The 25,742-nt window shown below is 68.5% G+C and carries 22 protein-coding genes and 1 riboswitch; of the genes, 7 read left to right on the top strand and 15 right to left on the bottom strand.

From position 1 onward, the window contains the following. Nucleotides 1-20: 20 nt before the first annotated feature. From QZT63_RS10380 to QZT63_RS10335, 10 genes are read right to left on the bottom strand one after another with little or no spacing between them, the layout of a single operon-like run. A complete protein-coding gene (locus tag QZT63_RS10380; protein WP_290650933.1) occupies nucleotides 21-1,472 on the bottom strand; it encodes a cobyric acid synthase in 1,452 nt (483 codons plus the stop codon). Nucleotides 1,473-1,489: 17 nt separating this feature from the next. Continuing rightward, nucleotides 1,490-2,101, bottom strand: a complete 612-nt coding sequence (gene cobO, locus QZT63_RS10375; RefSeq protein WP_290650931.1) for a cob(I)yrinic acid a,c-diamide adenosyltransferase — start codon at nucleotides 2,099-2,101, stop codon at nucleotides 1,490-1,492. Continuing rightward, complete coding sequence (locus tag QZT63_RS10370; RefSeq protein WP_290650929.1) at nucleotides 2,094-3,431, bottom strand: cobyrinate a,c-diamide synthase; 1,338 nt, start codon at nucleotides 3,429-3,431, stop codon at nucleotides 2,094-2,096. Before QZT63_RS10370 ends, cobO begins: the two co-directional genes overlap by 8 nt. Then, nucleotides 3,428-4,246, bottom strand: a complete 819-nt coding sequence (locus tag QZT63_RS10365) for an ABC transporter ATP-binding protein (protein ID WP_290650928.1) — start codon at nucleotides 4,244-4,246, stop codon at nucleotides 3,428-3,430. The genes QZT63_RS10370 and QZT63_RS10365 overlap by 4 nt, the downstream gene beginning before the upstream one ends. Next, entirely contained in the window at nucleotides 4,246-5,202 is a 957-nt protein-coding gene (locus QZT63_RS10360) for an iron ABC transporter permease (protein WP_290650954.1), read from the bottom strand. Before QZT63_RS10360 ends, QZT63_RS10365 begins: the two co-directional genes overlap by 1 nt. A 55-nt stretch (nucleotides 5,203-5,257) precedes the next feature. Then, entirely contained in the window at nucleotides 5,258-6,163 is a 906-nt protein-coding gene (locus tag QZT63_RS10355) for a cobalamin-binding protein (RefSeq protein WP_290650926.1), read from the bottom strand. Continuing rightward, the gene (locus tag QZT63_RS10350; RefSeq protein ID WP_290650924.1) at nucleotides 6,163-6,462 is read right to left on the bottom strand and encodes a DUF2149 domain-containing protein; all 300 of its coding nucleotides are present in this window, start codon (nucleotides 6,460-6,462) and stop codon (nucleotides 6,163-6,165) included. Before QZT63_RS10350 ends, QZT63_RS10355 begins: the two co-directional genes overlap by 1 nt. Further along, a complete protein-coding gene (locus QZT63_RS10345; RefSeq protein ID WP_290650922.1) occupies nucleotides 6,459-6,902 on the bottom strand; it encodes a MotA/TolQ/ExbB proton channel family protein in 444 nt (147 codons plus the stop codon). Before QZT63_RS10345 ends, QZT63_RS10350 begins: the two co-directional genes overlap by 4 nt. A 23-nt stretch (nucleotides 6,903-6,925) precedes the next feature. Beyond that, nucleotides 6,926-11,317: a cobaltochelatase subunit CobN gene (locus QZT63_RS10340; protein WP_290650953.1), complete on the bottom strand. Its 4,392-nt coding sequence runs from the start codon at nucleotides 11,315-11,317 to the stop codon at nucleotides 6,926-6,928. Further along, on the bottom strand, nucleotides 11,317-13,116 hold the full coding sequence (locus QZT63_RS10335; protein WP_290650920.1) for a TonB-dependent receptor: 1,800 nt from the start codon (nucleotides 13,114-13,116) through the stop codon (nucleotides 11,317-11,319). The genes QZT63_RS10340 and QZT63_RS10335 overlap by 1 nt, the downstream gene beginning before the upstream one ends. A gap of 129 nt (nucleotides 13,117-13,245) precedes the next feature. Further along, nucleotides 13,246-13,485: riboswitch (cobalamin riboswitch) on the bottom strand. 163 nt (nucleotides 13,486-13,648) lie between these two features. Here QZT63_RS10335 and QZT63_RS20080 point away from each other — a divergent pair. Together QZT63_RS20080 and QZT63_RS10330 are read left to right on the top strand one after the other, a co-directional pair. After that, nucleotides 13,649-13,867: a sigma factor gene (locus QZT63_RS20080; RefSeq protein ID WP_366636676.1), complete on the top strand. Its 219-nt coding sequence runs from the start codon at nucleotides 13,649-13,651 to the stop codon at nucleotides 13,865-13,867. Further along, entirely contained in the window at nucleotides 13,861-14,469 is a 609-nt protein-coding gene (locus QZT63_RS10330) for a GNAT family N-acetyltransferase (RefSeq protein WP_290650918.1), read from the top strand. Before QZT63_RS20080 ends, QZT63_RS10330 begins: the two co-directional genes overlap by 7 nt. 92 nt (nucleotides 14,470-14,561) lie before the next feature. Here the strand turns inward: QZT63_RS10330 and cobD are convergent, their stop codons facing one another. Both cobD and cbiB read right to left on the bottom strand, forming a co-directional pair. Further along, a complete protein-coding gene (cobD, locus tag QZT63_RS10325) occupies nucleotides 14,562-15,557 on the bottom strand; it encodes a threonine-phosphate decarboxylase CobD (RefSeq protein WP_290650916.1) in 996 nt (331 codons plus the stop codon). Further along, a complete protein-coding gene (cbiB, locus tag QZT63_RS10320) occupies nucleotides 15,530-16,459 on the bottom strand; it encodes an adenosylcobinamide-phosphate synthase CbiB (RefSeq protein WP_290650915.1) in 930 nt (309 codons plus the stop codon). The genes cobD and cbiB overlap by 28 nt, the downstream gene beginning before the upstream one ends. A 142-nt stretch (nucleotides 16,460-16,601) precedes the next feature. On the opposite strand from cbiB, the gene cobT reads away from it, so the two are divergent. The 3 genes from cobT to cobS are packed head-to-tail and all read left to right on the top strand — an operon-like array spanning nucleotide 16,602 to nucleotide 19,025. Continuing rightward, a complete protein-coding gene (gene cobT / locus QZT63_RS10315) occupies nucleotides 16,602-17,654 on the top strand; it encodes a nicotinate-nucleotide--dimethylbenzimidazole phosphoribosyltransferase (protein WP_290650913.1) in 1,053 nt (350 codons plus the stop codon). After that, a complete protein-coding gene (locus tag QZT63_RS10310) occupies nucleotides 17,644-18,264 on the top strand; it encodes a histidine phosphatase family protein (RefSeq protein WP_290650911.1) in 621 nt (206 codons plus the stop codon). Before cobT ends, QZT63_RS10310 begins: the two co-directional genes overlap by 11 nt. Continuing rightward, nucleotides 18,264-19,025 carry an adenosylcobinamide-GDP ribazoletransferase gene (gene cobS, locus QZT63_RS10305; protein ID WP_290650909.1) on the top strand — a complete coding sequence of 254 codons (762 nt, stop codon included), beginning with the start codon at nucleotides 18,264-18,266 and terminating at the stop codon, nucleotides 19,023-19,025. Before QZT63_RS10310 ends, cobS begins: the two co-directional genes overlap by 1 nt. 36 nt (nucleotides 19,026-19,061) lie before the next feature. On the opposite strand, the gene cobU is transcribed toward cobS, so the two are convergent. Further along, complete coding sequence (gene cobU / locus QZT63_RS10300; RefSeq protein WP_290650907.1) at nucleotides 19,062-19,595, bottom strand: bifunctional adenosylcobinamide kinase/adenosylcobinamide-phosphate guanylyltransferase; 534 nt, start codon at nucleotides 19,593-19,595, stop codon at nucleotides 19,062-19,064. Nucleotides 19,596-19,839: 244 nt separating this feature from the next. Between cobU and betB the strand changes: the two genes are divergently transcribed. Both betB and betA read left to right on the top strand, forming a co-directional pair. Further along, on the top strand, nucleotides 19,840-21,303 hold the full coding sequence (gene betB, locus QZT63_RS10295) for a betaine-aldehyde dehydrogenase (RefSeq protein WP_290650906.1): 1,464 nt from the start codon (nucleotides 19,840-19,842) through the stop codon (nucleotides 21,301-21,303). A gap of 87 nt (nucleotides 21,304-21,390) precedes the next feature. After that, entirely contained in the window at nucleotides 21,391-23,082 is a 1,692-nt protein-coding gene (betA, locus tag QZT63_RS10290) for a choline dehydrogenase (protein WP_290650905.1), read from the top strand. A 108-nt stretch (nucleotides 23,083-23,190) separates the two neighbouring features. Here betA and QZT63_RS10285 read toward each other — a convergent pair whose 3' ends face one another. Continuing rightward, complete coding sequence (locus QZT63_RS10285; protein ID WP_290650903.1) at nucleotides 23,191-23,757, bottom strand: hypothetical protein; 567 nt, start codon at nucleotides 23,755-23,757, stop codon at nucleotides 23,191-23,193. Between the two features lie 556 nt (nucleotides 23,758-24,313). Next, nucleotides 24,314-25,648, bottom strand: coding sequence for an MFS transporter (locus QZT63_RS10280; RefSeq protein WP_290650901.1), 1,335 nt, complete (start codon nucleotides 25,646-25,648; stop codon nucleotides 24,314-24,316). Between the last annotated feature and the right edge of the window lie 94 nt (nucleotides 25,649-25,742).

Below are 25,742 nucleotides of genomic sequence, written 5' to 3'. Positions count from 1 at the left end.
GCTGCGCCTTCGACGCACGGCTACCCCACCGTCAACACCTCCTGCAACCACGCGGGATCGAGGTGGGCCTCCACCGCATCCGCCAGGCGGTCCAACTCGGCCTCGCGGTGGGCCGGGTAATCCACCGCCTCGCCGCCGACAAGCCCGGCGCGGGCCAGCAGGGCATTGGCCGCATCCGGTTGGTCGAACAAGCCGTGTACGTAACAGCCGAACACCTGGGCGTCCCCGCTCACGGCACCGTCCACTCGGCCATCGAGCCGCAGCAGGGGGCGACTCAAGGCCGCTCCGGTGGTGACCCCATTGTGGATCTCGTAGCCGCGTAAAACCGCCCCCTCGGGTTCCAGCGTGCCCGTCACCTCACGCAGCCGCTTGCCGGCGATCAGGCGTGTCTCCAGATCCAGCAGCGCGAATCCCGGGGTCGTGCCCGACTCGCCCTCAATACCGTCCGGATCGGCGACGCTGCGCCCGAGCATCTGGTAGCCGCCGCAGATGCCCAGTACCCGGCCGCCATAGCGTAAATGCCGCTGCAACACCTGCTCCCAGCCGTGGTCGCGCAACCAGGTGAGATCCCCGCGGGTGCTCTTGCTGCCGGGCAGTATGATGAGATCCGCCGGCGGCGGCGACTGATGCGGGCCGATGAATTGCAGATCCACCTGCGGATGCAGGCGCAGCGGGTCGAAATCGGTGTGGTTGCTCATGCGCGGCAAAGCGGGGACGACGACGCGCAGCGCGCCCTCGCCGCCGCCGCTGCCGGCGCGCCCGATGCTGTCTTCGGCGTCCAGCACCAGGCCCGGGAGGAACGGGAGCACGCCGACCACCGGCGTCCCCGTGCGCGCCTCGAGCCAGTCCAGGCCGCTCTCGAGCAGGGCCGGGTCACCGCGAAATCGGTTGATCACGAAGCCACGGATTCGCGCGCGCTCGCTGCCGGAGACCAGCGCGAGCGTGCCCACCAGCTGGGCGAAGACGCCACCGCGATCGATGTCACCCACCAGCAACACCGGGCAGTCGGCGGCCTCGGCAAAGCCCATGTTGGCGATGTCGTGCTCGCGCAGATTGACCTCTGCCGGGCTGCCCGCACCTTCGGCGATGACCGCATCAAAGCGGGCTGTCAGACTCTCCCAGGCCGCCATGACCGCCTCGCGCGCGCTGGCCTTGAAGCGGTGGTAGGCGACCGCATCCATGTTGCCGTACACATGACCCCGCAGGATGACCTGGGCACCGCGGTCACTCTGGGGTTTGAGCAGCACCGGGTTCATGTCGCTGTGCGGGGCGATGCCGCAGGCCAGGGCCTGCAGTGCCGTGGAGCGGCCGATCTCGCCACCGTCGACGGTCACGGCGCTGTTCAGCGCCATATTCTGGGGCTTGAACGGCGCCACCGACACACCCTTGCGCGCGAGCCACCGGCACAGCGCGGCCACCACCGTGCTCTTGCCGGCGTCGGATGTGGTGCCCTGGATCATCAGTGTGGCCATGGTGGCATGCGCCCGGCCTACAGCTCGACGCCTTTCTGCGCCCGCACGCCACCGTCTTTGAAGGCGTGCTTCTCGACGCTCATCTCCGTCACCGTGTCGGCGATGTCAATGAGTTCCCGCTTGGCGTTGCGGCCGGTAACCACTACGTGCTGCATGGCGGGACGAGCCAGAAGGTCATCCAGGACGCGGTCGAGGTCCAGGTATTCGTAGCGCAGGGCGATGTTCAGCTCGTCCAGGAGCACCAGGCCGTAGGCGGGTTCCCGAAGCATGGCCACGGCCTTGTCCCAGGCGGCACGGGCGGCCTCCTCATCCCGGGTGCGGTCCTGGGTGTCCCAGGTGTAGCCTTCCCCCATGACGTGGTAGGTGACATTGGGGTGGCCGCGGAAGAAGCGGTCCTCGCCGGTGACGAACGCGCCCTTGATGAACTGCACGATACCCACCTGCATGCCATGACCCAGGGCGCGGGCAACCATGCCGAAGCCGGAGCTGCTCTTGCCCTTGCCGGGGCCAGTGAGAACCACCAGCACGCCCTTGTCCGCCTGGGCACGGGCAATGCGCTCGTCGATGGCGCGTTTTTTCTTCGCCATGCGCGCGGCATGACGGTCCGGATCCTTGGCGTTTTCACGCATGGCCGATCTCCTCCAATGCTGTCCCGCGGAACAGGGCGGCGGTGGCCGCCGGCGCGGACGGGAAGTAGGCATGGTAGTAGCTGGCGGTGAGAGCGCCATCGCGGTAGATGGCCTCACCCGGTGTCCCGCCACGGTGGCGGCGTGTGCGGGCCACGGGCTCGAGCTCCGCCTCCAGGCGCGAGTGATGGAAGGTATGCCCGCGCAGCTCGCCGCCCGGCAGCGCCAGGGACTGCAGCCCAAGGCCCATCAGCTTCCCGGCCATGGCCGCCTGTCCGGGCAAGAGTCCCAGCATGCGGTGGGCTTTGCCATCGCCGTCGACCAGCGTGTCCATGCAGGCCATCAGCCCGCCGCACTCCGCCAGGATGGGTTTGCCCGCGGCGTGGTGGGAGCGGATGGCGAGCAGCATGGGCAGATTGTCCGCCAGCTGCCGGGCGTGCAGCTCCGGGTAACCACCGGGCAGCCACAGGGCATCGCACGCGGGCAGGGCCTGGTCGGCCAAGGGCGAGAATTCCCGCAGGTCTGCCCCCATGGCCTCGAGCAGCTCGAGGTTGGCGCGATAGATGAAGGCAAAGGCGGCGTCCCTGGCGACGGCAATGCGCGCCCCGTCGAGCAGCCGCGGCGGCTTCGGCGGCGGTTCCCCGGCCAGTGTCACGCTCGCCGGCAATGCATCCAGACCGGCCTCGCGCAGCAGTTCGGCCGCGGCATCAAGGCGCCGGTCCAGGTCCGGGAGTTCACCGGCCTGCACCAATCCCAGGTGCCGGTCGGGGATGCTCATGGCATCATCCCGCGGCACCGCGCCAAGGAGCGGCAGGCGCTCCGGCAGGGCCTCGGCAAGCATGCGGCCATGCCCCGCACTGCCCACGCGGTTGGCGATGACGCCCGCGAGGCAGACATCGTCGCGGTACTGATCCAGCCCCAGGGCCACTGCGGCAAGGGTCTGTGCCATGCCGGCGGCATCGATCACGGGCACAACCGGAATGCCGGCGGCCGCGGCGAGGTCGGCGGTGGCCGGATCACCATCGAACAGGCCCATGGACCCTTCCACCAGCACCAGGTCCGCTGTGGCGGCGGCGCGGGCCAGGCGCCAGCGGCATTCGTCCATGCCGGTCATCCAGGGGTGGAGCTGGTAGACCGGGTTGCCGGAGGCCGTCTCAAGCACCATGGGATCGAGGTAATCCGGGCCGTACTTGAACACCCGCACGTCGCGACCGGCATTGCGGTGAAGCCGCGCCAGCGCCGCGGTCATCATTGACTTGCCGGAGCCGGAGGCGGGGGCGCTGATCAGGACTGCCGGGGCGGTGCCCCGGGGCGTTATGGGTGCATCTGTCATTGGCTATGTCTCCCGTGTGCAGCCGGCCGCGGGGGCTTGATCGCTCCCGTTGCCTTAGGCACGAATACCTGGGCGCCGTCCAACTCGGTGCGTGCCAGCGGCTGCTGGTAGAGCCGCTCCAGGGCCTCGGGCACCAGCATGGTGCCCGAGGGCCCCCAACAGGCCTCGCCGTCGGGGTAGAGCAGCAGCACGTGATCGCACCAGCGCGCCGCCAGGTTGATGTCGTGGAGGCAGAGCAACACCCCGCGCTGGGCCTGCGCCTGCGTACGCAACAGCTCCATGACGCAGACCTGGTGGCGCAGATCCAGGTGATTGGTCGGCTCATCCGCAAGCCAGAACTCCGGCGTTTGCGCCAAAGCCGTGGCAATGGCCACGCGCTGACGCTCGCCGCCGGAGAGTGTGTTGACCAGCCGCGGCTCCAGGGATGCAAGCTCCATGCACTCAAGCGCGCCCCGGGCAATTGCCAGGTCGTCCGCCGTTTCCATATCCCAGGGCGCCAGGTACGGGTGCCGGCCGATGAGCACGGTCTCCAGCACGGTGGCCGGGAAACCGTCCTGGCGCTCCTGGAACACGACGGCCAGGGCCCTTGCGACGCGCTTGCGCCGCAACTGCCGGAGTGGTTGCCCGTCCAGGGTCACCGCACCACGCCGGGCCGCACGCAGGCCGGCCAGGGTGTGCAGCAACGTCGTCTTGCCGGCTCCGTTGGGGCCCAGCACGCCCCAGATCTGCCCGGGCGCAAGCGTGAGGTCCAGCGGCGCGCCATCCGGGCGCCCCGGGATATCGATCACCAGGTCCTGGGTCGCGAGCACGGCCATCAGCGGCTCCGGTACAGCAGGTACAGGAACGTGGGCACGCCGAGCAGCGCGGTGATGACGCCCACGGGCAGCTGCTCCGGGGCGATCATGGTGCGCGCCAGGGTATCGGCAAGCGCCAGCAGCGCGCCGCCGGCCAGGGCAGCGGCCGGCAGAATCAGACGCTGGTCGTTGCCCAGCACCAGGCGCAGCATGTGGGGCACCACAAGGCCGACGAAACCGATACTACCCGCCGTGGTCACCGCCACGGCGGTAATCAGGCTGGCCCCGACGTAGATGGACCACTCCAGGGCGCGCACGGGCACCCCCAGGGCGGCGGCCTGCAGCGGCCCGCGCGCAAGCACGTTCAGGCTGCGCCCCAGGGGGATCACCAGCACGCACACCGCCCCCAGCACTGCAAAGGCCACCCAGGGGGTGCGCGCATAGGTGAGATCCCCCATCAACCAGTACAACATGCCGGGCAAGCGTTCCGTGGGCCCGACCGCCAGCATGAACGTGATCACCGCCCCCCAGCCGGCCGCCACGACGACGCCGGTGAGCAGGAGCCGCGTGGGCGTCCAGCTGCCGGTGCCGTGGGCAAGGCCGAAAACCAACACGGTGGACAGCAGCGCACCGGCGAAGGCGAAGCCGGAGACCACCGCCGCGCCCAGCCCCGCGAGCATGGCGGCCAGCGCCCCCACGGCGGCACCGCCGGAGAGGCCCAGCACGTAGGGGTCCGCCAGGGGGTTACGCAGAAGCACCTGCATCAGCGCTCCGGCTACCGCCAGCAGCCCGCCCACGGCGAAGGCTGCCAGGGCGCGTGGGGCGCGGAGTTCCAGCACCAGGGTGCGGTGCAGCGGCGAGCCGTCGCCGGTGAGCACCGCCCACAGCTCGGCGGGCGGCACGCGGACACTGCCGAGGGCCACGGCGACCAGGACGGAGGTGACGGCCAGGCACAACAGGGCGAGCAGCGGCGGCACGAACCGCCCGGAGCCGATGGCCGGGCGCGCCGCCGCTGCCGGCGAGACGCCGCCCTCAGCGCCGCTCACGGGCCCTCTCCAGCTGCTCGCAGAGCAGGCGGCTGCCCTCCACGAGCCGCGGCGTTGGCCGCTGGATGCTCGACGGCGGCACGAAAAACAGGTTGTCCTTGCGCACCGCCTCCAGGCTGTCAAACCGCCGCCAGGGGTCCAGCCAGGTCGCGTCTGCTTCGCCCATGCCGCCGGCGACGATGGCCTCCGGGTCGCGCGCCAGCACCGATTCCTCATCGATGCGCGGGGTCAGGCTGGCCAAATCGCCGAAGACGTTCTCGCCGCCGCACAGGGCCGCCGCCTGGCTGATCAGGTGATCGTCGTTTATGGTCATGAGCGGATCCGGCCAGACCTGATAAAACACCCGCACCGGGTCCGCATCGCCATGGGCCTCGCGAATTGCGGCGATCTCCTCACGAAACGCCTGCGCGCGCGCCTGCGCCAGGTCGCTGGTGTCCGCCAGGGTGCCCAGGCGCTCCAGGGTCGTGGCGACATCGTCGAAATCCCGCGGTTCGGACAGGTACAGCGTGACACCCAGCGCGTCGATGCGCTCGAGCTGCTCCGTGGGATTGCCGCTCACCCAGCCGACGACCAGATCCGGCTGCTTTGCCACCAGAACTTCCATGTCGAGCCGCTTGTAACTACCAACCCGGGGAATGTCTTTCGCCTCGGGCGGGTAGTCGCTGTAGCTCACGGTGCCGACGATCTGCTCACCGGCGCCAGCTGCGAACAGCAGCTCCGTGGCGCCGGGGGACAGGGCGATAATGCGCTCCGGGGGCGTATCCAGGCAGACCACCCGGTCGGCGTCATCGGTGACGCAGGCGCGCTCGGCGGCCGTCACCGGCGAGCCGGCGAAACCGCCGGCGACGGCGCCGGCGATCACGGCCGCCAGAACGCGGTGTCTCGTCGCCATTAGTCGTCCCCCCCGATCAGCACCATGCGCCCCGTCTGCGGGTCGCGGTAGACCTGCCCCACGGCCTCGTAGCCGCTGCCCGCTTCCCCGGCCTCGGCGGGCACGTCCGGCAGTTCCTCACCGGTTTCCACATCGATTCCACCCTGGCTGAACTCCTCCCGGCCGCCCCCGGACGCGGCCAAAGCCACCATCAAACCCACGGCGAACACCAACATGATGTCCGCCAGGTTGGCGAGCGGCCCCATGGGCTCCTCATCCCCGGCATCAAAGCGGCTGCGCCGGTAAGACGGCACCGTCATGGCGCACCCTCCAGCCGCGCCATTGCGGCGTCATACCAGCGCCGGCGCAACCGGCCGATCAGAAAGCCGAGAATGCCCACCAGCAGCCCCAGCACCGTGGTATTGAAGGCGATGGTGACGGCCTGGGCCAGCACATCGAGTTCGCCCCGGCCCAGCGCCGCGAGCCCGGGACCCAGCGGAATGAGTGTGCCCATGAGGCCAAGCATGGGTCCGACGCGGGCCAGCAGGTCGGCACGGTCGATGCGCCGTTGCGCGCGCCGTGCCACGGCGGCGGCATCGCCGTTGGCTTCCATGCGCCGCACGCCGCCGGTGCGTTCCCCGAGCGCCAAACCCAGCTCCCAGAGGGCCAGTGCCACCAGCGCCAGCAGTGAAATGATCACCGGCTCCAGGAGCCAGCCGACCACCGCGTCCATGATGTCCAGCGTTGCCGATGTGAACATCGTTCACCTCGTCGTTGCGCGTGTTAATACCGCCGCCCCGCGTAGATCCCGCCACCAAGCAGCAACACCGCAGCCCCCAACACAAGCCACGGCAGCAGCACGCGCCCGCCCTCGACGGCCTGCCCGCCGGCGTGGTCCTCCGCCTGCTCCTCGGCTGCATCCCCGGTCGCCTCGGCCGGCGCGTCGGTGATATCCACTGCCGCGACGGTGGCCGGATCCATGGCCTGCTCGGCAAGACCCATCTGTGCCGCGGCGCGCACGCCATCGAAGCCCTGGGCCAGGTCGGCGTCGTCCAGGCGATCCGCCACCCAGTCCATGGTGGGATGATCCGGCCTGGTGTGGCCGCCGCCGGGCAGACCGTGCTCGACCACCAGCTCGGCGAACTCCCGGGCCTGGGCATCGATGACGTGGTCGCCCGCGTCCCAGAATTCCCGGTGCGCGGCCACCAGGGTGATGGCCTGCATGTGCATCTTCACGTGTACGTTGTGGTCCTTTTCCAGGAAGGCGTCCAGCCCGATGCCGTGGCTGTCCTGGAAGTAGACGTCGTGGACCGCGTCCCACGCCCAGGAGCGCACCACGTCCGGGCTGGTGACCTGCCAGCCCCAAAGGTTATCGAGAAAGTCGGCGCCCATGGTGCGCGCACCGGCATAGCCGTGGTCCATGAGCGGCTCGAGCCATTGGGGGTTCAGATTCTGCCGGCGCAGCTCTCCGAGGAGGGCCCGATGCAGGGACTCCACCCGCGGGTTGTCCACGTCGGCGTGCATGAGCACCCGGTTGTCCGGCGCCTCCCCGGTGAGGGATTCCACGGCCAGGGACAGTCCGCCCTGGAAATCGAAGCCGTCGTCGTTGTCCAGCAACCCGTAGACGTGACTGGCACGGCCCAGGTAGGTGCGGCCCACGGACTGCAGGCGCGCCTCGAAGGCAGCATGGGCCGGCTCGCCGCTGGCCTCACTGCCGTAGGCGTGGCCCATGCGGCGCAGGTAGGCGGCGGCCACTTCGCTGCGCTCCTCCCAGGCACCGGAGCGCTCCGCCAGCCGGTTCACCCCGGCACCATAGGCCCCGGGGGCCGTGCCGAACACACGCAGGGCGGCGTCGCGACCGGCCTCCTCGAGCGCCGCGCCGTTGTCCACGAGTTCGCGGGTGTCCGCCACCCAGCGGGCCGCCACATGGTTGTCCGCCAGGGATTCGTCACCCGGATCGCGCCAGTCCTCGGGCAGCGTGCGCAGCGCTTCGTCCAATGCCCGGGCGAGCTGCGGGTGCTGCGCGCGGATGGTCTCGGAGGCACCGTCCAGGGCCAGGCGCACGGCCTGGTCCAGCCACACGAGCTGATCCTCGTAGAGATCCCGAAACAGCCCCGAGGTGGTGAACAGCGCATCGCGCCGGCGCCCGCGATCCTCCAGCGGCATACGCTCCAGGCCTTCGACGATGCCGCGGGAGTTCCACCGCGGGCGCACCCCGAGCATGTCCAGCCCGAAGGCAACCATGACGCCCTCGTCACGCACGGTGTCGGAAGCCCAGAGCACGATGGCCTCGCTGCCCTGCGCCTGCGGGTCGCCCCGGTCACGGGCGGCGGCCGCCATCGCCTGACCCAGGGACCAGGCCACGCGGGTGGGCACCAGGTCCCCGGAGAGGGCGTGGAAGTTGCGGCCGGTGGGAAGCACGCCCGGTGTGCGCACCGGGTCGTTGCCCCGGGCGGGCGGTATGAAACGCCCCTCCAGCGCAGCCAGGAAGTTTGCCATCTCGTTCCCCGGCGACCCGGCCAGGTCGTCGCGCCACTGGGGCTCCGGTTCATCGTCGCCCGCCATGGAGCCAAGCATGGTCTCGATGGCGTCGTCCTTCCAGTCACGCCCGAACACGTGCAGGCCGATGGGCATGAACTGCTCCTGCATTTGGGTCACGTAGTGGCCCACCTCGTGGACAAGCAGTTCATCGTCAACGTCGGCCAGGCCTCCGAGCGCGTCATCCGCGTGCTGATGATCCGACTCGCTGGCGTGGTGATGGTCGTCGCCTTGAGCGTCCTCGTGGCGCGCGCCGTGGTGATGGTGTCCGTGCTCGAGCTCGTGCTCGTGCTCAATCTCGTCGCTGAGATCCAGCGCCGCGATGCGCTCCCGGAGCGTGTCCACCGCCCGCGCGCGGGCGGGCGACTCAGGATCCGTGGCCGACTCGAACGTCTCCACCAGCTGGCGCAGCTCCAGCAGGTCGTCATAGAGCTCCGTGGTCTCCAGCGGCGGGGTCAGGTGGCTCACGATCACGCCCATGGAGCGGCGCTTGGCCTGGATGCCCTCACCCACGCCGTCGACGATGTAGGGGTAGATCACCGGCAGGTCGGCACCCAGCAGCTCCGGGTAGTCGTCACCGGCCAGCCCGGCGCGCCTGCGGGGCAGAAACTCGCGGGTGGAGTGCCGGCCCACGTAGACCAGGGCGTCGGCCTCGAAATGATCGCGTAGCCAGTGATAGAAGCCCACGTAGTGGTGCGTGGGCGGGAAGGTGGTATTGGCGTGCAGCAGCGCCTCGCTCACTTCCCAGCCCCGCGGCGGCTGCGGACCGATGAAGACATTGCCGAAACGCAGCCCTGGGAACACCATCGCGCCATCGCTCACCATGGCCTCGCCCGGCGCCTCACCCCAGCCAGTGAGACCGGGGATGCCTGTGCGGATCAGGGCATCACGCAGAGCGCTGACGCCATCGGTGTCTCCGCCGCGCTGGAGCAGCTCCTCCCAGCCGTGCCGATACTGCCGCAGCAGGTCCAGAGCCCGGCGCTGGGACGCGTGCTCGTGGTTCTCGAGCATGTGCCGGAGGTCACCGAGACCCCGGTCCAGCAGCCCTTGCGCCAGCGTCTGGTGATCCTGCTCCTTGGCGCCGAGCAAGCGCGCGTGCAAATAACCCACGGGGCCGTGCTGCAGCTCCGCCCGGATCACCCCCGGCAGGCTGGCGAAATAGGCCAGGTAGGACGGTTCGGACAGCGACGGCACCCTGCCCGCCAGGTCCTCGAGCCCCGAACGGCTATCCGGCAAATTGATCCCGCGGTCCTGGATTTTGTCATGCAGAGCCTCGGCGTCCTCCGGCAACGCGCCGGTCTCGTAGCCCGCCGCCTTGAGCTGCTGGAGCATCTCGAACAGGGATTCCGGGACATCCAGCTTGTCTGCGCCCACGTTGTGCCGCCCGGGCGGGTGGTTGTAGTAGACCAGCGCCACGCGCTTGTCGGCGTTATCGAGCTGCTGCAAGCGCCTCCAGCGCTCCATGCGGTCCGTCAGGGCGGCGACGCGCTCGTCAACCGGCCGGGTGAGTGTCAGCCGCACACCGGTGGCGTCGTCGGTCTCCGAGGGCTGCGCCACGGAGAGCACCATGGGCTGGCTGACGCCCTGGAGTTCAGGCATGGCCAGCTGGTAGTGCACGGCATCCCAGGGAATGCCCGCCTCCGAGAACTGCCACTGCGGTTTGCTGAGGTCGCTTAGGCGGATGCCCTTGACCACGGGGACATCCAGCTCGCCGAAGGCTTCGGTAACCTCCCGCCGGCCCTCGCCGCCGCCGACCGTGAAATCCTGCAGGCTGACCACCCCGGCCAGGGAGGCGGGCGCCGCGCGCCGCGCCAGGGTGACCACGGCCTCCACACTGGCCCCGCCCCAGCGGGCCAATACCGCGAAGCACTGGATACCCCGCTCTTCGAGCGCCGCGCAGGCGGCATCCAGCAGGGCGCGGTCGCCTGGACGATCGCCGGAGTCCAGATCGAGCAGCGCCACGGCCGGCCCCTCCTCCAGTTCCATGGCCTGCGGGTCGGCACGCACTTCGCCATGGCGGTAGTAGCGCACGGTCTCCCGGCGTGCCGGCTGCGGCACGTCGACGCCGTGCCCGGCCTGCGCCAGCAGCCAGCGCAACATGCCCGCAATGTGCTCCGGGCTACGCCCCTGATAGAAGGCACGACCCACCAGCCAGGCATCCTGCTCCGGGAACTGTGCCCGCAGCGCGCTCAGGTGTTTCTGCGGGTCCTCGCCGGGGTCAGGGTTAGCCGACAGCTCGGTGATGGCTGCGTCCGACAGGTTCTCCAGCACGAACTCACCACCCAGCCGCGACAGCCGGGTGATGCGGCGGTCGCTGTTCATGGCCAGGACGGGCACATCGGCGCCGGGAGGTTGCTGGCGCAGCAGGCGTGCCAGCCGCCCGACCTGATCGTCGAACACGGCGGCCAGGAAGATGGCGTCCGCCTCCTGCCACAGCGACGCCACTTCGCCGTCGGACTTGCCCGCCAGCTGCTCCGGGGTGCGCAGCACGACGGCGTGATCCGGGTAGGCGTCGAGAAACGCGTGCGCCCCCGCCGCCACCTCGGCGGCGGAGCGCTCGGAGACAATGCCAAACACAGTGCCCGCGGAGGCGACGGCCGGTATCAGCAGCAGGCAAGACAAGGCCAGGCGCAACATCATCGATTCCCGTAGCGCACGCTCAGGAAGGCGTTGCGGCCGGCGTTTTTGAAACCGCCGACGGTCTCGTAGTCCCTGTCGAATACGTTGTCGACCGTGAGCTGCGTGGACCAATGTCGGGCAAACGCCCAGCCTGCGCGCAGATTCACCAGGCCGAAACCGGAGAGCCGCTCTTCGTTGTCGGCATCGTTATACCGATCTCCCTGGGCGACCCCCGAGGCGCCGACGGAAAAATGGCCGAGAGAGCGGTCAATGTCGAGCCTGGCACTGGCGGTGGAGCGGCGGGCGAGCCGATTGCCGGTGTCACGATCCCGGGGGTCGATGAGTGAGGCACTGCTGGCGAGCTCCCAAGCACCCAGCCGCGCCCCCGCACCCAGCTCCACGCCCTGCATGCGGGCGCGATCCACATTCTCGGGGCGCAGCACACCTTCGGGGTCTGACTGGTTCTGGATCAGGTCGTCGACGTAGGTCTGAAACAGCGCAACGTCCCAGTACCCGGCCCCATACTGGCCGCGGAACCCAAGCTCCGCAGTCTGCGACTTCTCCGGTGACAGATCCGGATTGCCCTCGAAAAAGCCGAGATCCGGCGTGTAGAGGTCGTTGAAGGTCGGCGCGCGGAAGGCCGTGCCGTAGCTCAGACGCACACGGTGCCAGGCATCGAGCTGCTGGCCGATGGCCACCGCCCCCGTCACGTGGTCCCCGAAGGCCTCGTTACTGTCGAAACGCGCACTGAACTGGATGTCCGCGCCCCCACCTGTGACCAGGTACTGGCCGAAGGCCGCGCGGTTATCGCGCCGGTCCTCTGCGAACTCGGTGGTACTGTCCACTTCGTCTCGCTGGAACTCCCCGCCCACGATCAGCTCGTTGCTGCCGTGAGTGAGAGAGTTCTCCAGGCGCGCCGTGCGGGTGCGGGTGTCGAAGATGGAGACTCCGAAGTCGCCCGACGTTTCCTGTTCGTCCCGGCCCTCGCTCACCTGCAGCCGGGCAAGCCACCGTTCGGTCACCGGCACGCCGGCGGTGGCGCCGACGGTCTGGGTGACGAAATCCGTGTCCCCGCCGTCGAACTCGGTATTGCCCTGGGCCCGGAAACCGAGCAGGCCCAGCTCCAGGCCACCGTCGAACGCGTGGGTGATGCGGCCAACGCCGGATGTGTTATGGAACCCCTTGTCCTCGCCGTCCTCGCGGATCTGCGTGCCGTCGGTGTGGAAATGGTTCGCCCCCAGGCTCCAGGACGTACCACCGCTGCTGCCAGCGACACCGGCACCGTATTCGTGGGAACCAAAGGAGCCGGCGCCGCCCTGAATCCAGTGCGCGTCCCGATCCCGCCCGTCCGGGGTAAATCCCTGAACGACGCCGCCGACGGCGTCCGCCCCATAGAGACTGCTCCGGGGGCCGCGAACGACTTCCACGCGATCGAGCAGCTGGGGTGGGATGAACTGCCACGGGGCGGAGCCGGTGGTTGCGGAGCGCACGCGGATACCGTCGATCAGCAGGACCGTGGACTCGCTGCCCGTGCCACGGGTGAAAACACTGGTGTTCTTGCCGAACGAGCCGCTGGAGGTATGATCAACGCCCGGTCGCCCGCGCAATGCGTCGGCGAGCTCCCGCGGCTGCTGGCGGTCGAGGGTCTCACGATCGATGACCGTGACGGAACTCAGGCTTGCATCAACCGTCTGGGTTGAAAGCGTCGGCGTGACAACGACCGGGTTGAGTTGGATCGCCTGGCCATCGCCGCTGGCGTGGGCAGGAATCAGGCATGCCGCCGCCAGGGCGGCCCTGCCGGGTGTGCACACGTGCATGGTTGTCCCCTTTGACCGTGCCACCCGCACGGCTTGTGTTGTGGTTATCGAGTGGTGGCGCGCGCAGGAGACGGACAGGCTGGCAGGGTCAGGGAAGTGGTCCGGCCGGCCTGAGCGTTGCCCTCCGCAACGCGCGGCATCACAGCAGGCCGGTCTACGGGCTGATGAGCGAAATGGCGTGCATTTCTCGGCGACCGCCTTCCCGTACCGCTGGCACAGTGGCTGATTGGGCGCCGTTGACTCAAACACCGTTGCGGGGGCAGCGTCGGATTATGGCCACGTGCCGTGGGGCGGGCCGGTACCGACTTCCCGTTTCATCCCGATCCACCGTATGACAACGGCCGGGACACCTGCTGCAAGGCGTAGAAAGCTAGCAAGAGGGGATCTGGGAGTCAAATGGCAGCCATGTGTGTGGCGTGAAGATGCGCCCTGATATGGCGGCTGTCGCACAGACGGTGCGTACCTAGGCGAGCAGGATTACGTGCATTCGATGGATGGCACGTGTTTACGGTTACCGCAATAGATTCCGCATTTGCACCGTCTTGCGAGAAGCCTTCTTGCCAACCCCGACGAGGCCGATGATCTCGTTCAGGAGTGGCTGGACAGGGCGCTGAGCCGCGCGTCCCGATGGGATTCGAACAAGGGGACTCGGTCCTGGCCCTTCAGTATCCTTGTCTTTAGGAGGCGATTCAGGGTATATTGCAGCGCACCAATGAACAGATCTGTCTATAGGAGACCAGTTCCATGGTAGATGCATTCGATACAAAGGATCCCTGGGCCAATGAACCGGTCATCCGGCAGCTCTGGTGGAGCGAGCGCAAACAGTGGTGTGCGCACTTGCTGCGCCTGAGTCCAGAGGACCGGCGTCACCGCTTCGCCGGTGAGGTCACTGATGCCTTCATCCGAAGCTACTGTGAGGCTGCCGACCCATTCGTCGTGATTGTGTTCGGCGCATTCGTGGATGGCGAACTTCGGGCCGTGGGGGAGTTTGCGCTGCTCGAGCGGGCGTGCCCGCGCCGCTGCCGCGCCGAGCTGGCCTTCAGCGTCGAGGCCGGATGGCAGGGCCAGGGTCTGGGCACCGCTTTGTTCCGCAGCCTGGTCATGCACGCACGCAATCGGTCGGTCGCGCACATCTATCTCGTCACCGAGCCAGACAACAGCCGCATGCACCGCATCGCCAGTAAATTTGGCATGACGACGTCCCCCTCGGACGAGGACCCGACCAGGCGGGTGGAGCTCCACGGTCCGTCCTACTGCACCGTGATCGGGGAAATGATGACAGAAGGTGTCGCCCTCCTGCGCCACGCCCCCGAGCTGCCGCAACTTCCAAAGGAGACGGCAGGAGACGCGTAAGGCTTGCGACCACGGGCGCAACTTGAGGCATCTTGCCGCCGCCACGCCCGCGGCGCGCGGCGCTTGCAGCGTACTCCGCGAGCGTCGCGGCGTCAGCCGTGGCCGCCCCGGAGTGCCTGATCGAGGGTACTCAACCCGACATCATCCGCCGGCAGACCAAAACGCAGCGCCGGGGGATTGGTAAACAGTCGGGTGAGAATGCCCTGCCGGGCCATGGCCTCATGCACAGCGGCAGCGTCCCCATGCGGGCAATAGCGGAACAGCGCCGTGCCGCCGGCGGGCTTCAGGCCGTGGCGGGCGAGCACTACGTCCAGGGCATCGGCGGCGGTGGGCAGCCATTGTCGTGTTCCCGCTTGCCAGTCGCGGTCCGCGAGGGCCTGGGCCATGAGCCAACGCGCCGGATGACTCACGGCCCAGGGTCCAAGCAGGGCCTTCAGGTCCCGGCACAGGGCATTGGGTCCGAACACCAGTCCACCCCGCAAGCCGGCCAGGCCGAAAAATTTGCCGAGGGAACGGAGCACGATCAACCCGTCCCTACCGGCGGCTCCGGTCAGGCTTAGTTCGGGCGTGGGGTCAACGAACGCCTCGTCCGCCACCAGCCAGCCGCGGTGGGCCGCGAGCCTCCGATGCCACTGCAGCAGGCGTTGCGCGGAAACAGCGAGGCCGGTGGGATTGTTCGGATGAATCCAGACCAGCACATCCAGGGTCTCCAGCATCCTGTCCACGGCGCCATGGGGGATGGCAACGACACTGTGCCCCGCCTGACGCCACCACCAGGCGTGCTCCCCATACCCGGGCTCCGGCACGCCCACCCGGCAGGGGGCACGCAGACGCGGCAAGGCCTGGATCGCCGCCTGGGAGCCGGCCACGGGCAGGCATCCAGCGTCAGCGGGCGCGCCGGCCCAGGCCCGGGCCACGCCCGCCAGGCCGTCATCGGCCTCCGGCAGCCGCTGCCAAACGAACGCCGGCAATGCCGGTACAGGCCATGGCCAGGGATTAATGCCCGTGGACAGATCCAGCCAGTGCTCCAGCGCGATACCGTACGCCGCGGCCGCCCGGTTTAACCGCCCGCCGTGATCAGGGACCATGCGAGACCTCCCAGCAGGATGGCCACGACCCACAGCATAACCGCGCGGCGCACCAGGGCGACCGCTGCCATGGGGGTTGCCGCATCCGGCGCGTCGCCCTCACCCAGCCATGGCCGGTCACGCCAACCGCCATGATACGGTGCCGGCCCACCCAGGGTGACCTCCAGAGCGCCGGCGCCGGCAGCGATGACGGGGCCAGCGTTGGGGCTTTCCCACTCCCTGGCCTGGACATACCAGCACCACAACGCCGTCGGAGTTCGGCCGACCATGGCATACGCCAGGGCAGTCAGCCGGGCGGGTACCCAGTTGAGGCCATCGTCCAGGCGGGCGACACAACGCCCAAAGCGAGAGAAGCGGGGCGTGCGGTAGCCCCACATGGCATCCAGGGTGTTCACCAGGCGGTGCAGGACAAGCCCCGGCAGGCCGGCGAGCGCATACCAAAAGAGGCTGGCAAACACGGCGTCCGCCCCATTCTCCAGCACCGACTCGCTTGCGGCGCCGGCAACCCCCTGTGCATCGAGTCGTTCGGCATCGCGGCTCACCATGGCAGCAACGGCCCGACGGGCGCTTGTCAGGTCACCGGCGGCAAGGGGTCGGGCGACCGCGCCGGCGTGTTCGGCGAGGCTGCGCTGGCCCAACGCCAGGCACAGCACCACGATCTCCGTCACCACCAGCGCGGCCGGCGGCAATGCCAGGGTCAGCACCGCGGCGAGCAGCACCGGCGGGACGATGACGATGGCCGCCGCGAGCAGCCCTGTGCTAACGTCGGCACCCTCCGTATTCAGCCGCTGCTCCACGCGGCTTGCCAGGGTGCCGAACAGCGCGAGCGGGTGCAGCCGCCGCGGCTCGCCCAAGAACGCATCCAGCAGCAATGCGGCAATACAGACAAAGACCGTCAGCATCGGGGCTCCCTGGATCGGACTACGGGCGTACGGCACTGGAAACCCGCCCGCCCCGGGGGCGGTAGTGTACGCGCCGGCTTGCCACCCGTCAGGGGTGGGCCGGCCCTCCACTGCGCTGACGCGCCAACACGGATGCGCGGGCATGACCATGACACACCCGTGGGAGCAGCCCATCCCCACACCGAACGCCGCCTGCTCGCAACGGGCCGAGGCCCATCAGGCGCGTCTGACCAAGCCGCCCGGGTCGCTGGGCCGGCTCGAGCACCTCGCGAGCACCCTGGCGGGCCAGCAAGGCACCGTGTTCCCGGCGGTGGAGCGCGTGCGGATCGTGGTCTTCGCTGGCGATCATGGCGTCTGCGATGAGGGCGTGTCGGCATTCACGCAGGCCGTCACCGCCCAGATGGTGCGCAACATCGCCGCCGGCGGGGCGGCCATCAGCGTGCTCGCACGTCATCTCCATGCCACGCTGGAGGTGATCAACACGGGCACAGTAACGCCCCTGCCGCAACTGCCGGGCGTCCGCGCGGCGACCGTGGCGCGCGGCACGCGCAACCTGGCGCGTCAGCCGGCCATGACGGCGGCTGAACGCGATGAAGCACTCGCCGTGGGGGATGCCGCAGCGCAGCGGGCGGCGGACGCCCAGGCGCAGCTGTTCATTGGTGGCGAAATGGGCATCGGCAATACCACCAGTGCGGCCGCGGTTGCGGGTGCGCTGCTCGGCCTGCCGCCGGAAGCCCTCGTGGGCCGTGGCACGGGTGTGGATGATACGGCCTTGGCGCGCAAGCGTGCCGCTGTGGCCCGGGGGCTGGCCCGGCACGGCGACGCACGGGCGCCGCTGGGGGTGCTCGCCTCGCTGGGCGGCCTGGAGATTGCAGCGCTGACAGGTGCCGTTTTGGGAGCAGCGCGCCGGCGTGTGCCGTTCCTTGTGGACGGCTTTATCGTCTCTATTGCCGCCCTCATCGCCGTACGCCATGCGCCCGCGTCAGCCCACTGGCTGCATTTCGCGCATCGCTCCCGGGAAACCGGCCATGGCGCAGTACTGGAGGCCCTGAACGCACAGCCACTGCTGAATCTGGGCATGCGGCTGGGCGAGGGCAGTGGGGCCGGCGTCGCTGTACCCCTGATGCAGGCGGCCTGCCGTTTGCATCGCGAAATGGCCACTTTCGAATCCGCAGGCGTGAGTGATGGTAGCTGACATCCCGCGTTCCACATGGGTCGATCTGCTGCGCCACGGTCAGCCCGAGGGCGGCCAGCGTTATCGCGGCCACCAGGATGACCCGCTGAGCCATGTGGGCTGGGAACAGATGCGCGCAGCCGTCGGGGCACGGGACCGCTGGGACGCCGTGATAACCTCGCCACTACTGCGCTGCCGCGCGTTCGCCCAGGCGATAGCCGACGAACGCGGCATCCCGTTGCACGTGGAGCCGGCCTTCAAGGAGATCTCCTTCGGCCGTTGGGAGGGCCTGAAGGCCGAGGAAATCCTGGCCCGGGACGGCGACCGGCTGGCCGCGTTCTGGTCTGATGGCGACGCCAACCCGCCGCCCGGGGGCGAGGAACTCGGCGCCTTCCACGCCCGCGTGGCCGGCGCCTGGGCACGCTGGACGGAGCGTCTATGGGGCCAGCATGTCCTGCTCGTTGCCCACGGAGGAGTGATTCGCATGATTGTCGCCGAAGTCTTGGAGGTCCCGCCGACACGGATCATGGCCGGGCTGCACGTGCCTTATGCCTGCCGCAGCCGTGTGCGCATGGACCGCACCGAGCATGGGCTGCTCACCTGCCTCGTGGCCCACGGCGGAGCAGCGTGATGTGGCGCGGGGTGCTGCTGGCATTGGCCTTCCTCACCCGCCTGCCGATCCGCCTGCCGCCGGATATTGACGACCGGGACCAGGGAACGGCCATTGCCTTCTATCCGCTAGTGGGTCTGGGCATCGGTGGCGCCCTCGCCCTGGTCGCTGCCATGCTGGCTTGGCTCGGTACGCCGCCACTGGCCGGGGCCGTCATCCTGGTCGCACTGCTCGCCGGTGTCACCGGCGCGCTGCACCTGGACGGCCTGGCGGACACGGCCGATGCCTGGCTGGGCGGGCAGGGGAGCCGCGGGCGCATGCTCACCATCATGAAGGATCCGGCCTGCGGCCCGGCGGGCGTGGTCGCCGTGGTGATGGTGCTGCTCGGCAAAGTGGCCGCGCTGGCGGCGCTGCTGGACACCCCGGGAGGCTGGGTCGGCCTGGTGCTCGCACCGCTGCTCGCACGCACCGCCTGCGCCTTGCTGTTCCCTACGCTGCGCTACGTGCGGGCCGGAGGGCTCGGCGCGGCGGGCGCAAGGCATCTTAGATCGGACCTCCTGGCGGGCATGGCCGCCGCCGCGCTGCTGGTGGCGGTGCTGCTTGGTGGTTGGGCGGGCCTCGCCATGGCCGTGGCGGCCGGGGCCGTCTTCGCCCTCGGGGTTCATCTGATGCAGCGACTGCTGGGCGGTTTCACAGGGGATACCGCCGGCGCCCTGCTGGAAGTGGTGGAAACCGCCACGTTGCTCACTGCTTGTATCGTCCTGGCGTCGCCGCCGAGCTAGTGTCCTGTAACCCAAGTGCGTGTCGGGCGTAAGGTCTCAGGCCCGGAGCATGGGCAGCGACCCCTTGAGACACTGGGGGATGCCGGCGATGGAGATCACCACGGTATCGCAGTGCGCAGCGAGATCCTGGTTGAGCCGGCCCAACTCATCGGCGAACCGCCGCGTCAGCGGGTCCATGCCGATGATTCCGAGCCCAACTTCGTTACTGACGATCACCACGTTCCCGGGATAGCGCACCAGGGCTTCCAGAAAGGCGGTGCGCTCGCGCGCGAGGGGGCCTTCACCTGCCGCCAGCAGATTACCGAGCCACAGGCTCATGCAATCGACCAGCAAGTTCGGCGACGCGCCGGCTTGTTGGTCCAGCACACCCCCGAGTGCCAGCGGCTCCTCCACCAGCCCCCAGGAGGAGGGGCGCCGGGCACGATGGGCACGAATGCGTGCCGCCATTTCCGCGTCCTCCGCCGTCGCGGTGGCGATGTAGCACACGCGGCGGCCTCCGGCGGTGACCAGGGTTTCTGCGAGGGCGCTCTTCCCGGAGCGAACGCCGCCAAGGACCAGGGTGTGTCGCATGGCGGCATGATAACAGGCTCCCGGGCGCACGCGGTGCCGGCGCAAGATGACACTATGCCCGGCCCGAGGCCGGACTTCCGCGGTAAGATCGGATTGCACATTCGGCCGTGCCCCACGGACGGTAAACTGTCAGATTAAGGCGGACGGGTTGCGGCGGCCGCTGGGTCTGGGACGCCCCGGACCCAGCGGCCGCCCCGCGACCACCCGGCGACCCAGCTCGAGCTGCGCGATGCGGAGACCACGTATGCCTGCGTTTCAAGACTGCCTCCTGTGGATCAACGGCGACAACGCGGACGCCGCGGCCGGCGAACGGTTCGAGACCCGCAACCCGGCGACCGGAGCGCTACTCGCCAACGTCGCGCTGGCCCGCGAGGCCGACGTGGACCAGGCGGTGGCCGCCGCGCACGCCGCCCGGCACCAATGGGCAACCATGAGCGGCACCGCACGCGGGCGGATTCTGCACCGCACGGCCGAGCTCCTGCGGGAGCACCGCCAGGCCCTCGCCGAGCTCGAATCCCTGGACGCCGGCAAGCCGATCGCGGAGACGCCCGAGGCAGACGTGGACTCCGGCGCCGACTGCCTGGAGTACTTCGCCGGGCAGGCCGCCTCGCTGCAAGGCGAGTACCAGGAGGTCGACGGCGGTTTCTTCTATACCCGCCCCGAGCCGCTGGGCGTGTGCGCCGGTATCGGCGCCTGGAACTACCCGCTACAGATCGCCTGCTGGAAAGCCGCTCCCGCCCTGGCGGCGGGGAACACCATGGTGTTCAAGCCTGCGGCGCTCACACCCCTTTCTGCCCGCCGCCTGGCCGAGCTGTTTCGCCAGGCCGGCCTGCCCGACGGCGTATTCAACGTCATCCACGGCTTCGCCGAAACCGGCCATGCCCTGGTACGCCACCCGGGCGTGTCGAAGGTCTCCCTCACCGGCAGCGTGGCCACCGGCAAGGCGGTGATGCGAGAGGCTGCCGACACCCTCAAGGCCGTGACCCTGGAGCTGGGCGGCAAGTCGCCGCTCATTGTCTGGGACGACGCCGTGGTGGACGATGCCGTCTCCGGAGTGCTGCTGGGCAACTTCTACACCCAGGGGGAAGTCTGCACGAACGGGACACGGGTGTTTGTCCATGAAGCGATCATGGATGATTTTCTCGCGCGCCTGCAGGCACGCACCGCGAGGCTTCAGGTGGGCAACCCCCTGGATCCCGCTACCGATATTGGCGCCATGATCTCCCCGGCCCACGGTGAACGGGTGCTTGCATTCATCGAGCAGGGTCGCGCCGAGGGGGCACGGCTGATCACAGGCGGCGCGCGAATCAATGTGCCCGGCTGCGAGGGGGGCTGCTTCGTGGCCCCAACCATCTTCGCCGGCTGCCGGGACGAGATGGCCATCGTGCGCGAAGAGATCTTCGGGCCCGTGATGTCGGTGCTGTCATTCCGGAACGAGGACGAGGTGATCGCGCGCGCCAATGCCACCCAGTACGGGTTGGCCGCCGGGGTGTTCACCCGGGATATCAACCGCGCCCACCGCGTCGTGGCCGCACTTGATGCCGGCATTTGCTGGATCAACCACTACAATCTCACCCCCATCGAGATGCCTTTCGGCGGCGTGAAAGACTCCGGCATCGGCCGGGAGAACAGCCGCCATGCCCTCACGCACTACACGCGCTTGAAGAGCGTATTCGTGGCAGCCGGCGCGGTGGACGCGCCCTATTGAAGCAGCGCCGGTCGCGACGCGCCGTGCGAGTCGGTCCGATGGCGTGCCCGTGCATCCAGCGTGCATCATGACCGCAGCGGAGCCCCTATGCCGAACCAGGAGCGTTTCCACTACATTATCGTCGGTGCCGGCTCCGCCGGCGCCGTGCTGGCAAACCGCCTCACCGAGGATGCGGATGTCTCCGTGCTGCTGATCGAGGCAGGGCCCATGGACCGGAGCCTGTTTATCCACATGCCTGCGGCGTTCGCCTACCCGCTGGCGAACGACAAGTACAACTGGTGTTACCACAGCGAGCCGGACCCCCACATGGATCACCGTGCCATGTACTGCCCCCGCGGGCGCGTACTGGGCGGCTCCAGCTCAATCAACGGCATGGCCTACGTACGCGGCCACGCCCTGGACTACGAGCGCTGGGCCCGGGAGTTCGGCCTGGAGGAGTGGCGTTACAGGCACTGCCTGGCCTATTTCCGCAAGGCGGAGGACTTTGACCAGGGCGAGAACGCCTATCACGGCGCCGGCGGCCCGCTGCACGTCACCACCGGCGAGATGCGCAACCCGCTCGACCACGCGTTCGTGGAAGCCGCCATCGCGGCAGGCTATCCGCATACCGAAGACATGAACGCCTACCAGCAGGAGGGCTTCGGCCCCATGTTCCGCACCACCAAGGACGGCTGGCGCTGGAGCACAGCCACGGCCTACCTGCGCCCGGTGATGGGGCGGCCCAATCTCACCGTCCGCACGCGCAGCTTCGCGCGCCGCATCCTCATGGCCGGGGCGCGAGCCATCGGCGTGGAGGTGGAGCAGGGCGGTCGGAGCGCGAACATCCACGCCGAGGGCGAGGTGCTGTTGTGCGCCGGCGCCATTAACTCGCCGCAGCTTCTCATGCTCTCGGGGATCGGCCCGGCGGAGCACCTGCGCGCGCACGGCATCGGCGTGGTCACTGACCGCGCCGGCGTGGGCCGGAACCTGCAGGACCACCTGGAGATCTACGTGCAGTACGCCTGCAAGCAGCCCATTACGCTCTACAGCGCCCTCAAGCCCTGGAACAAGGTGATGATCGGTGCCCAGTGGCTGCTGCGGCGCACCGGGCTCGGCGCCACCAACCATTTCGAGTCCGGTGGATTCATCCGCAGCGATGCCGGCGTGGAGCACCCCAACCTGCAATACCACTTCCTGCCCATGGCGGTGAGCTACGACGGCAAGAGCATCCAACAGCGCCACGGCTTCCAGGCCCACGTAGGCCCCATGCGCCCGGCGAGCCGTGGCTCAGTGACACTGCGCAGCGCCGAGCCGCACGCAGCGCCACGCATCCTGTTCAACTACATGGCCATGCCAGAGGACCGCGACGACATGCGCCGGGCCATCCGGCTCACGCGGGAGATTATGGCCCAGGCGCCCATGGACGCGTTCCGGGCAGAGCAACTCGCACCCGGCGCGGCGCTCACCTCCGATACTCACCTGGACGCCTTCGTCCGTCAGCACGGGGAGAGCGCGTATCACCCGGCATGCACGTGCGCCATGGGTGTGGCACGCAATCCGGAAGCCGTGGTGGACGGCCAGGGCCGGGTGCACGGCGTCGAAGGGCTGCGGGTGGTGGATGCGTCCATCATGCCGCGCATCGTCAGTGGCAACCTGAACGCCCCCACGATCATGATGGCGGAGAAGTTGGCGGATGCCGTGCGGGGCGCGCCGCCGCTAGTCGCCGACCGGCCGTGGTATACAGCGAAGCATTGGCAGGTACGCCAGCGGGAAGGCGAACCGGACCGGGACGTGCGCTGACGCCGCGTGACTGCGGCAGACTCGTAGTAGTCCGGCCCGGGATCACCCGGACCCGACCGCAATCGCTGCCTCGGCACAGCAGGCCTGGCCGAGGGCAGCAGCGGTGCTTTAGAAGGTGATCGTGCCGCCGGCAATCACCCCGAGGTTGCCATCCAGGATATCCAGCTCGCCCAGCACGGCGACGCCCTCGCGGAAGAAATACCGCGCCGTGCCGCGCACACCGACATAGTCGAAATCCCCGGTGACCACCCGCAGCTGCCCACCGACCTCCCACTCTTCGCTGAGGCGGTGGCGCAAGCCGCCACGGAACGCGATGCTGATATCGTCCACACTATCGTCGTTGCTGAATTCCTGATATTCGAGGCTCAGGCCACCCCAGAGATCCGTGCGCGGATCAAGCGGGAGGCGGTAGGCACCGCCGACATGGATGGTGGTGAAGTCGATATCGTCGGTCAGAAACGAAACCCCCCCGAGTAAGAAAACCTCTTCGGTAATGGCGAAGTTCGCGGCAGTATCGACGCCGGCGAAATCCTGGCTGCCACCGCCCACGCCGTTGCCGAAGCTCGGATAGAAGGCGACACCGCCCTGTATCCAGGTGTAATCGAGATACTGCGCGCTCAATATCCCGGGTGTCATCAGACCGGCAAGTGCCAAAGACAAAGTGCTTTTTTTCATCGCTAACTTCCTCCGTTCCTCAATTCTTGCGTTGGTATATCTGCCCTCTCGAGCGACGTTGCAAATCAGCGTTACAGCGAATCCGCCCAACCCTACCCGGACGATGCAATGGACCCGTGCCGCCAAGTCTCCGTTGCGCATACTCCACGACTGAGACTTGGCGTCAAGCGACAACAGGCTCAGGGGCAGCAAATGGTAGCAAATGTCAGTGAATGCGGTAGCGGAAGTTGCATACCCGTCATAGTGTAGCTCGGCCTGTCAGCCCCGGCATGGTGTTTTGTTATTGCGCACGTTGCATCGCATGGTGAAGTGATGTCATGAATAGAGGCATACGAAAGCACAAGGGCGTGGATGATGGAGCGTGCCTGCGCCTACCGTGACCTGCAGAATCGCAATGACTGGCCGGCAGGATGGCGGCCCGGGCGCCCCGGCGACACTTCTCCCTTGCCATCGCCCTCGGGGTCATCGTCGTCGGATGCGGGTGCGGCCAGCTGCAAGCCGCCTGCTGCGTCGCCGATCGCCTGTTCGGGGATGATGGTGATGGGCTGCCCCCACGTTATTCAGCCTCCGAGCGCGGCGAGGCCTGCGACGGCTCGGCTGGCGTGTTGTGCATCGCCTCGTCGGCGCGCGGGTCCATTGGCGTCGCCGTTATTTCCGGCGCAGCTACGAAGCTGTGCTTGAACTCCGTCGGCGGATGGGGCCGCACCCACAGGCCGTACAGTGTCAATGCACCCAGCCCCGCGGCAGTCAACGCGGTGAACACGAACAGGCCGTCGGGGCCGATCGGGCGCATCACGGCCGCCGCCAGCAGCGGACCGACGGCCGCCCCCGCGCCAAAGGTTAGCAGCATGCCGCCACTGGCCTGGACCATCTCGGAGGCCTCGATCAAGTCGTTGGCGTAGGCCACGCTGAGCGGGTAGATGGTGAACGCGAGCCCGCCGTACAGCGCCGCCAGCGCGAGCACTTCCTGGGGATGCTGCGCCCAGAGCTCGACGTCGGCTATCGCCTCTGGGAGGTCCTCGACAACGGTGTAGTACTGCATCAGGGCAATCATCGCCAGACTGGCGATCATGGCCGCACCCACGACCCACAGCAACACCTTGCGCCGGTCCACGCGGTCAGAGATCCGGCCAACGGGGTACTGCAGGATCAACCCACTGACCACGAACACTGCCATGAACCGCGCGATTTCCGGGACCGACATGCCGAGTTCGCGACCGTACACTGGACCCATGCCGTAAATCGCACCCGCCGAGAGCCCTGCGCAGAAGCAACCGGCCACCGCCAGCGGCGAGACCTTGATGAGCCTCAGGGGGCCGAAGGTGGGCGATTCCACAGGCGCCGGGTGGCGCCTCCGGGTCACGGCCACCGGCACCAACGCAAAGCACAGCAGCAGCGCCGAGAGCATGAACAGGCTGTCGCCATGCACCTCACCGGTGTTCAGCAGCAGCTGGCCGCCGCCGAGGGCGAGGTAACTGACAACCATGTACACGGCCATTAGCGTCGCCCGATTGCGCGGGGTGGCGGCGGTGTTAAGCCAGCTCTCGATGGCGATGAACGCACCAGCCATGTTGAAACCGATTACGGCGCGCAGGAACAACCAGAACCACGGCTCCCTGTTGAACGCAAACAAGAGGACCGCGACCGTGCTCACCGCGCAGAACGCGGCGAATGCGCGAATATGGCCGACGCGGTTGATCAGCCGCCCGCAGGCGAGCGCGCCCGCGACGAAGCCGGCGTAGTAGCCGGACATCATCAGGCCGATCAGCTCGCGGGGGAAGCCCTCCACCGACGCGCGCAGCCCGATAAAAGTATTGAACAGTCCAGCGCCGAGCAGCAGAAAGCTGACCGCAATCAGCAGGGAGGAGAGCAGGGACAACGTGTGAAGCATCGAGCCCCGGTCCTGGCAAAACTGGTGAAAAAGGCGAGCCTACAGCAACAAGCCCCGCGCCGTCGCATATCACCACCAGCGGGGGCTGGTATCG

Origin of the sequence: Aquisalimonas sp., from assembly GCF_007120195.1 — a bacterium.
Classification (GTDB): Bacteria; Pseudomonadota; Gammaproteobacteria; order Nitrococcales; family Aquisalimonadaceae; genus Aquisalimonas.
Note: the sequence above shows the minus strand (reverse complement) of the source record. Positions and strands in the feature narration are given on the sequence as shown.

Excerpts from the sequence above, each read along its gene's own strand:
- QZT63_RS10355 (WP_290650926.1), bottom strand. The coding sequence starts at position 6,163 with ATGGCGACGAGACACCGCGTTCTGGCGGCCGTGATCGCCGGCGCCGTC.
- QZT63_RS10330 (WP_290650918.1), top strand. The coding sequence starts at position 13,861 with ATGGTAGATGCATTCGATACAAAGGATCCCTGGGCCAATGAACCGGTC.
- QZT63_RS10340 (WP_290650953.1), bottom strand. The coding sequence starts at position 11,317 with ATGTTGCGCCTGGCCTTGTCTTGCCTGCTGCTGATACCGGCCGTCGCC.
- QZT63_RS10380 (WP_290650933.1), bottom strand. The coding sequence starts at position 1,472 with ATGGCCACACTGATGATCCAGGGCACCACATCCGACGCCGGCAAGAGC.
- QZT63_RS10365 (WP_290650928.1), bottom strand. The coding sequence starts at position 4,246 with ATGGCCGTGCTCGCGACCCAGGACCTGGTGATCGATATCCCGGGGCGC.
- QZT63_RS10345 (WP_290650922.1), bottom strand. The coding sequence starts at position 6,902 with ATGTTCACATCGGCAACGCTGGACATCATGGACGCGGTGGTCGGCTGG.
- cbiB (WP_290650915.1), bottom strand. The coding sequence starts at position 16,459 with ATGCTGACGGTCTTTGTCTGTATTGCCGCATTGCTGCTGGATGCGTTC.
- betB (WP_290650906.1), top strand. The coding sequence starts at position 19,840 with ATGCCTGCGTTTCAAGACTGCCTCCTGTGGATCAACGGCGACAACGCG.
- QZT63_RS10335 (WP_290650920.1), bottom strand. The coding sequence starts at position 13,116 with ATGCACGTGTGCACACCCGGCAGGGCCGCCCTGGCGGCGGCATGCCTG.
- QZT63_RS10280 (WP_290650901.1), bottom strand. The coding sequence starts at position 25,648 with ATGCTTCACACGTTGTCCCTGCTCTCCTCCCTGCTGATTGCGGTCAGC.
- cobT (WP_290650913.1), top strand. The coding sequence starts at position 16,602 with ATGACCATGACACACCCGTGGGAGCAGCCCATCCCCACACCGAACGCC.
- QZT63_RS10370 (WP_290650929.1), bottom strand. The coding sequence starts at position 3,431 with ATGACAGATGCACCCATAACGCCCCGGGGCACCGCCCCGGCAGTCCTG.
- QZT63_RS10310 (WP_290650911.1), top strand. The coding sequence starts at position 17,644 with ATGGTAGCTGACATCCCGCGTTCCACATGGGTCGATCTGCTGCGCCAC.
- betA (WP_290650905.1), top strand. The coding sequence starts at position 21,391 with ATGCCGAACCAGGAGCGTTTCCACTACATTATCGTCGGTGCCGGCTCC.
- cobU (WP_290650907.1), bottom strand. The coding sequence starts at position 19,595 with ATGCGACACACCCTGGTCCTTGGCGGCGTTCGCTCCGGGAAGAGCGCC.
- QZT63_RS10285 (WP_290650903.1), bottom strand. The coding sequence starts at position 23,757 with ATGAAAAAAAGCACTTTGTCTTTGGCACTTGCCGGTCTGATGACACCC.
- QZT63_RS10350 (WP_290650924.1), bottom strand. The coding sequence starts at position 6,462 with ATGACGGTGCCGTCTTACCGGCGCAGCCGCTTTGATGCCGGGGATGAG.
- cobD (WP_290650916.1), bottom strand. The coding sequence starts at position 15,557 with ATGGTCCCTGATCACGGCGGGCGGTTAAACCGGGCGGCCGCGGCGTAC.
- cobS (WP_290650909.1), top strand. The coding sequence starts at position 18,264 with ATGTGGCGCGGGGTGCTGCTGGCATTGGCCTTCCTCACCCGCCTGCCG.
- cobO (WP_290650931.1), bottom strand. The coding sequence starts at position 2,101 with ATGCGTGAAAACGCCAAGGATCCGGACCGTCATGCCGCGCGCATGGCG.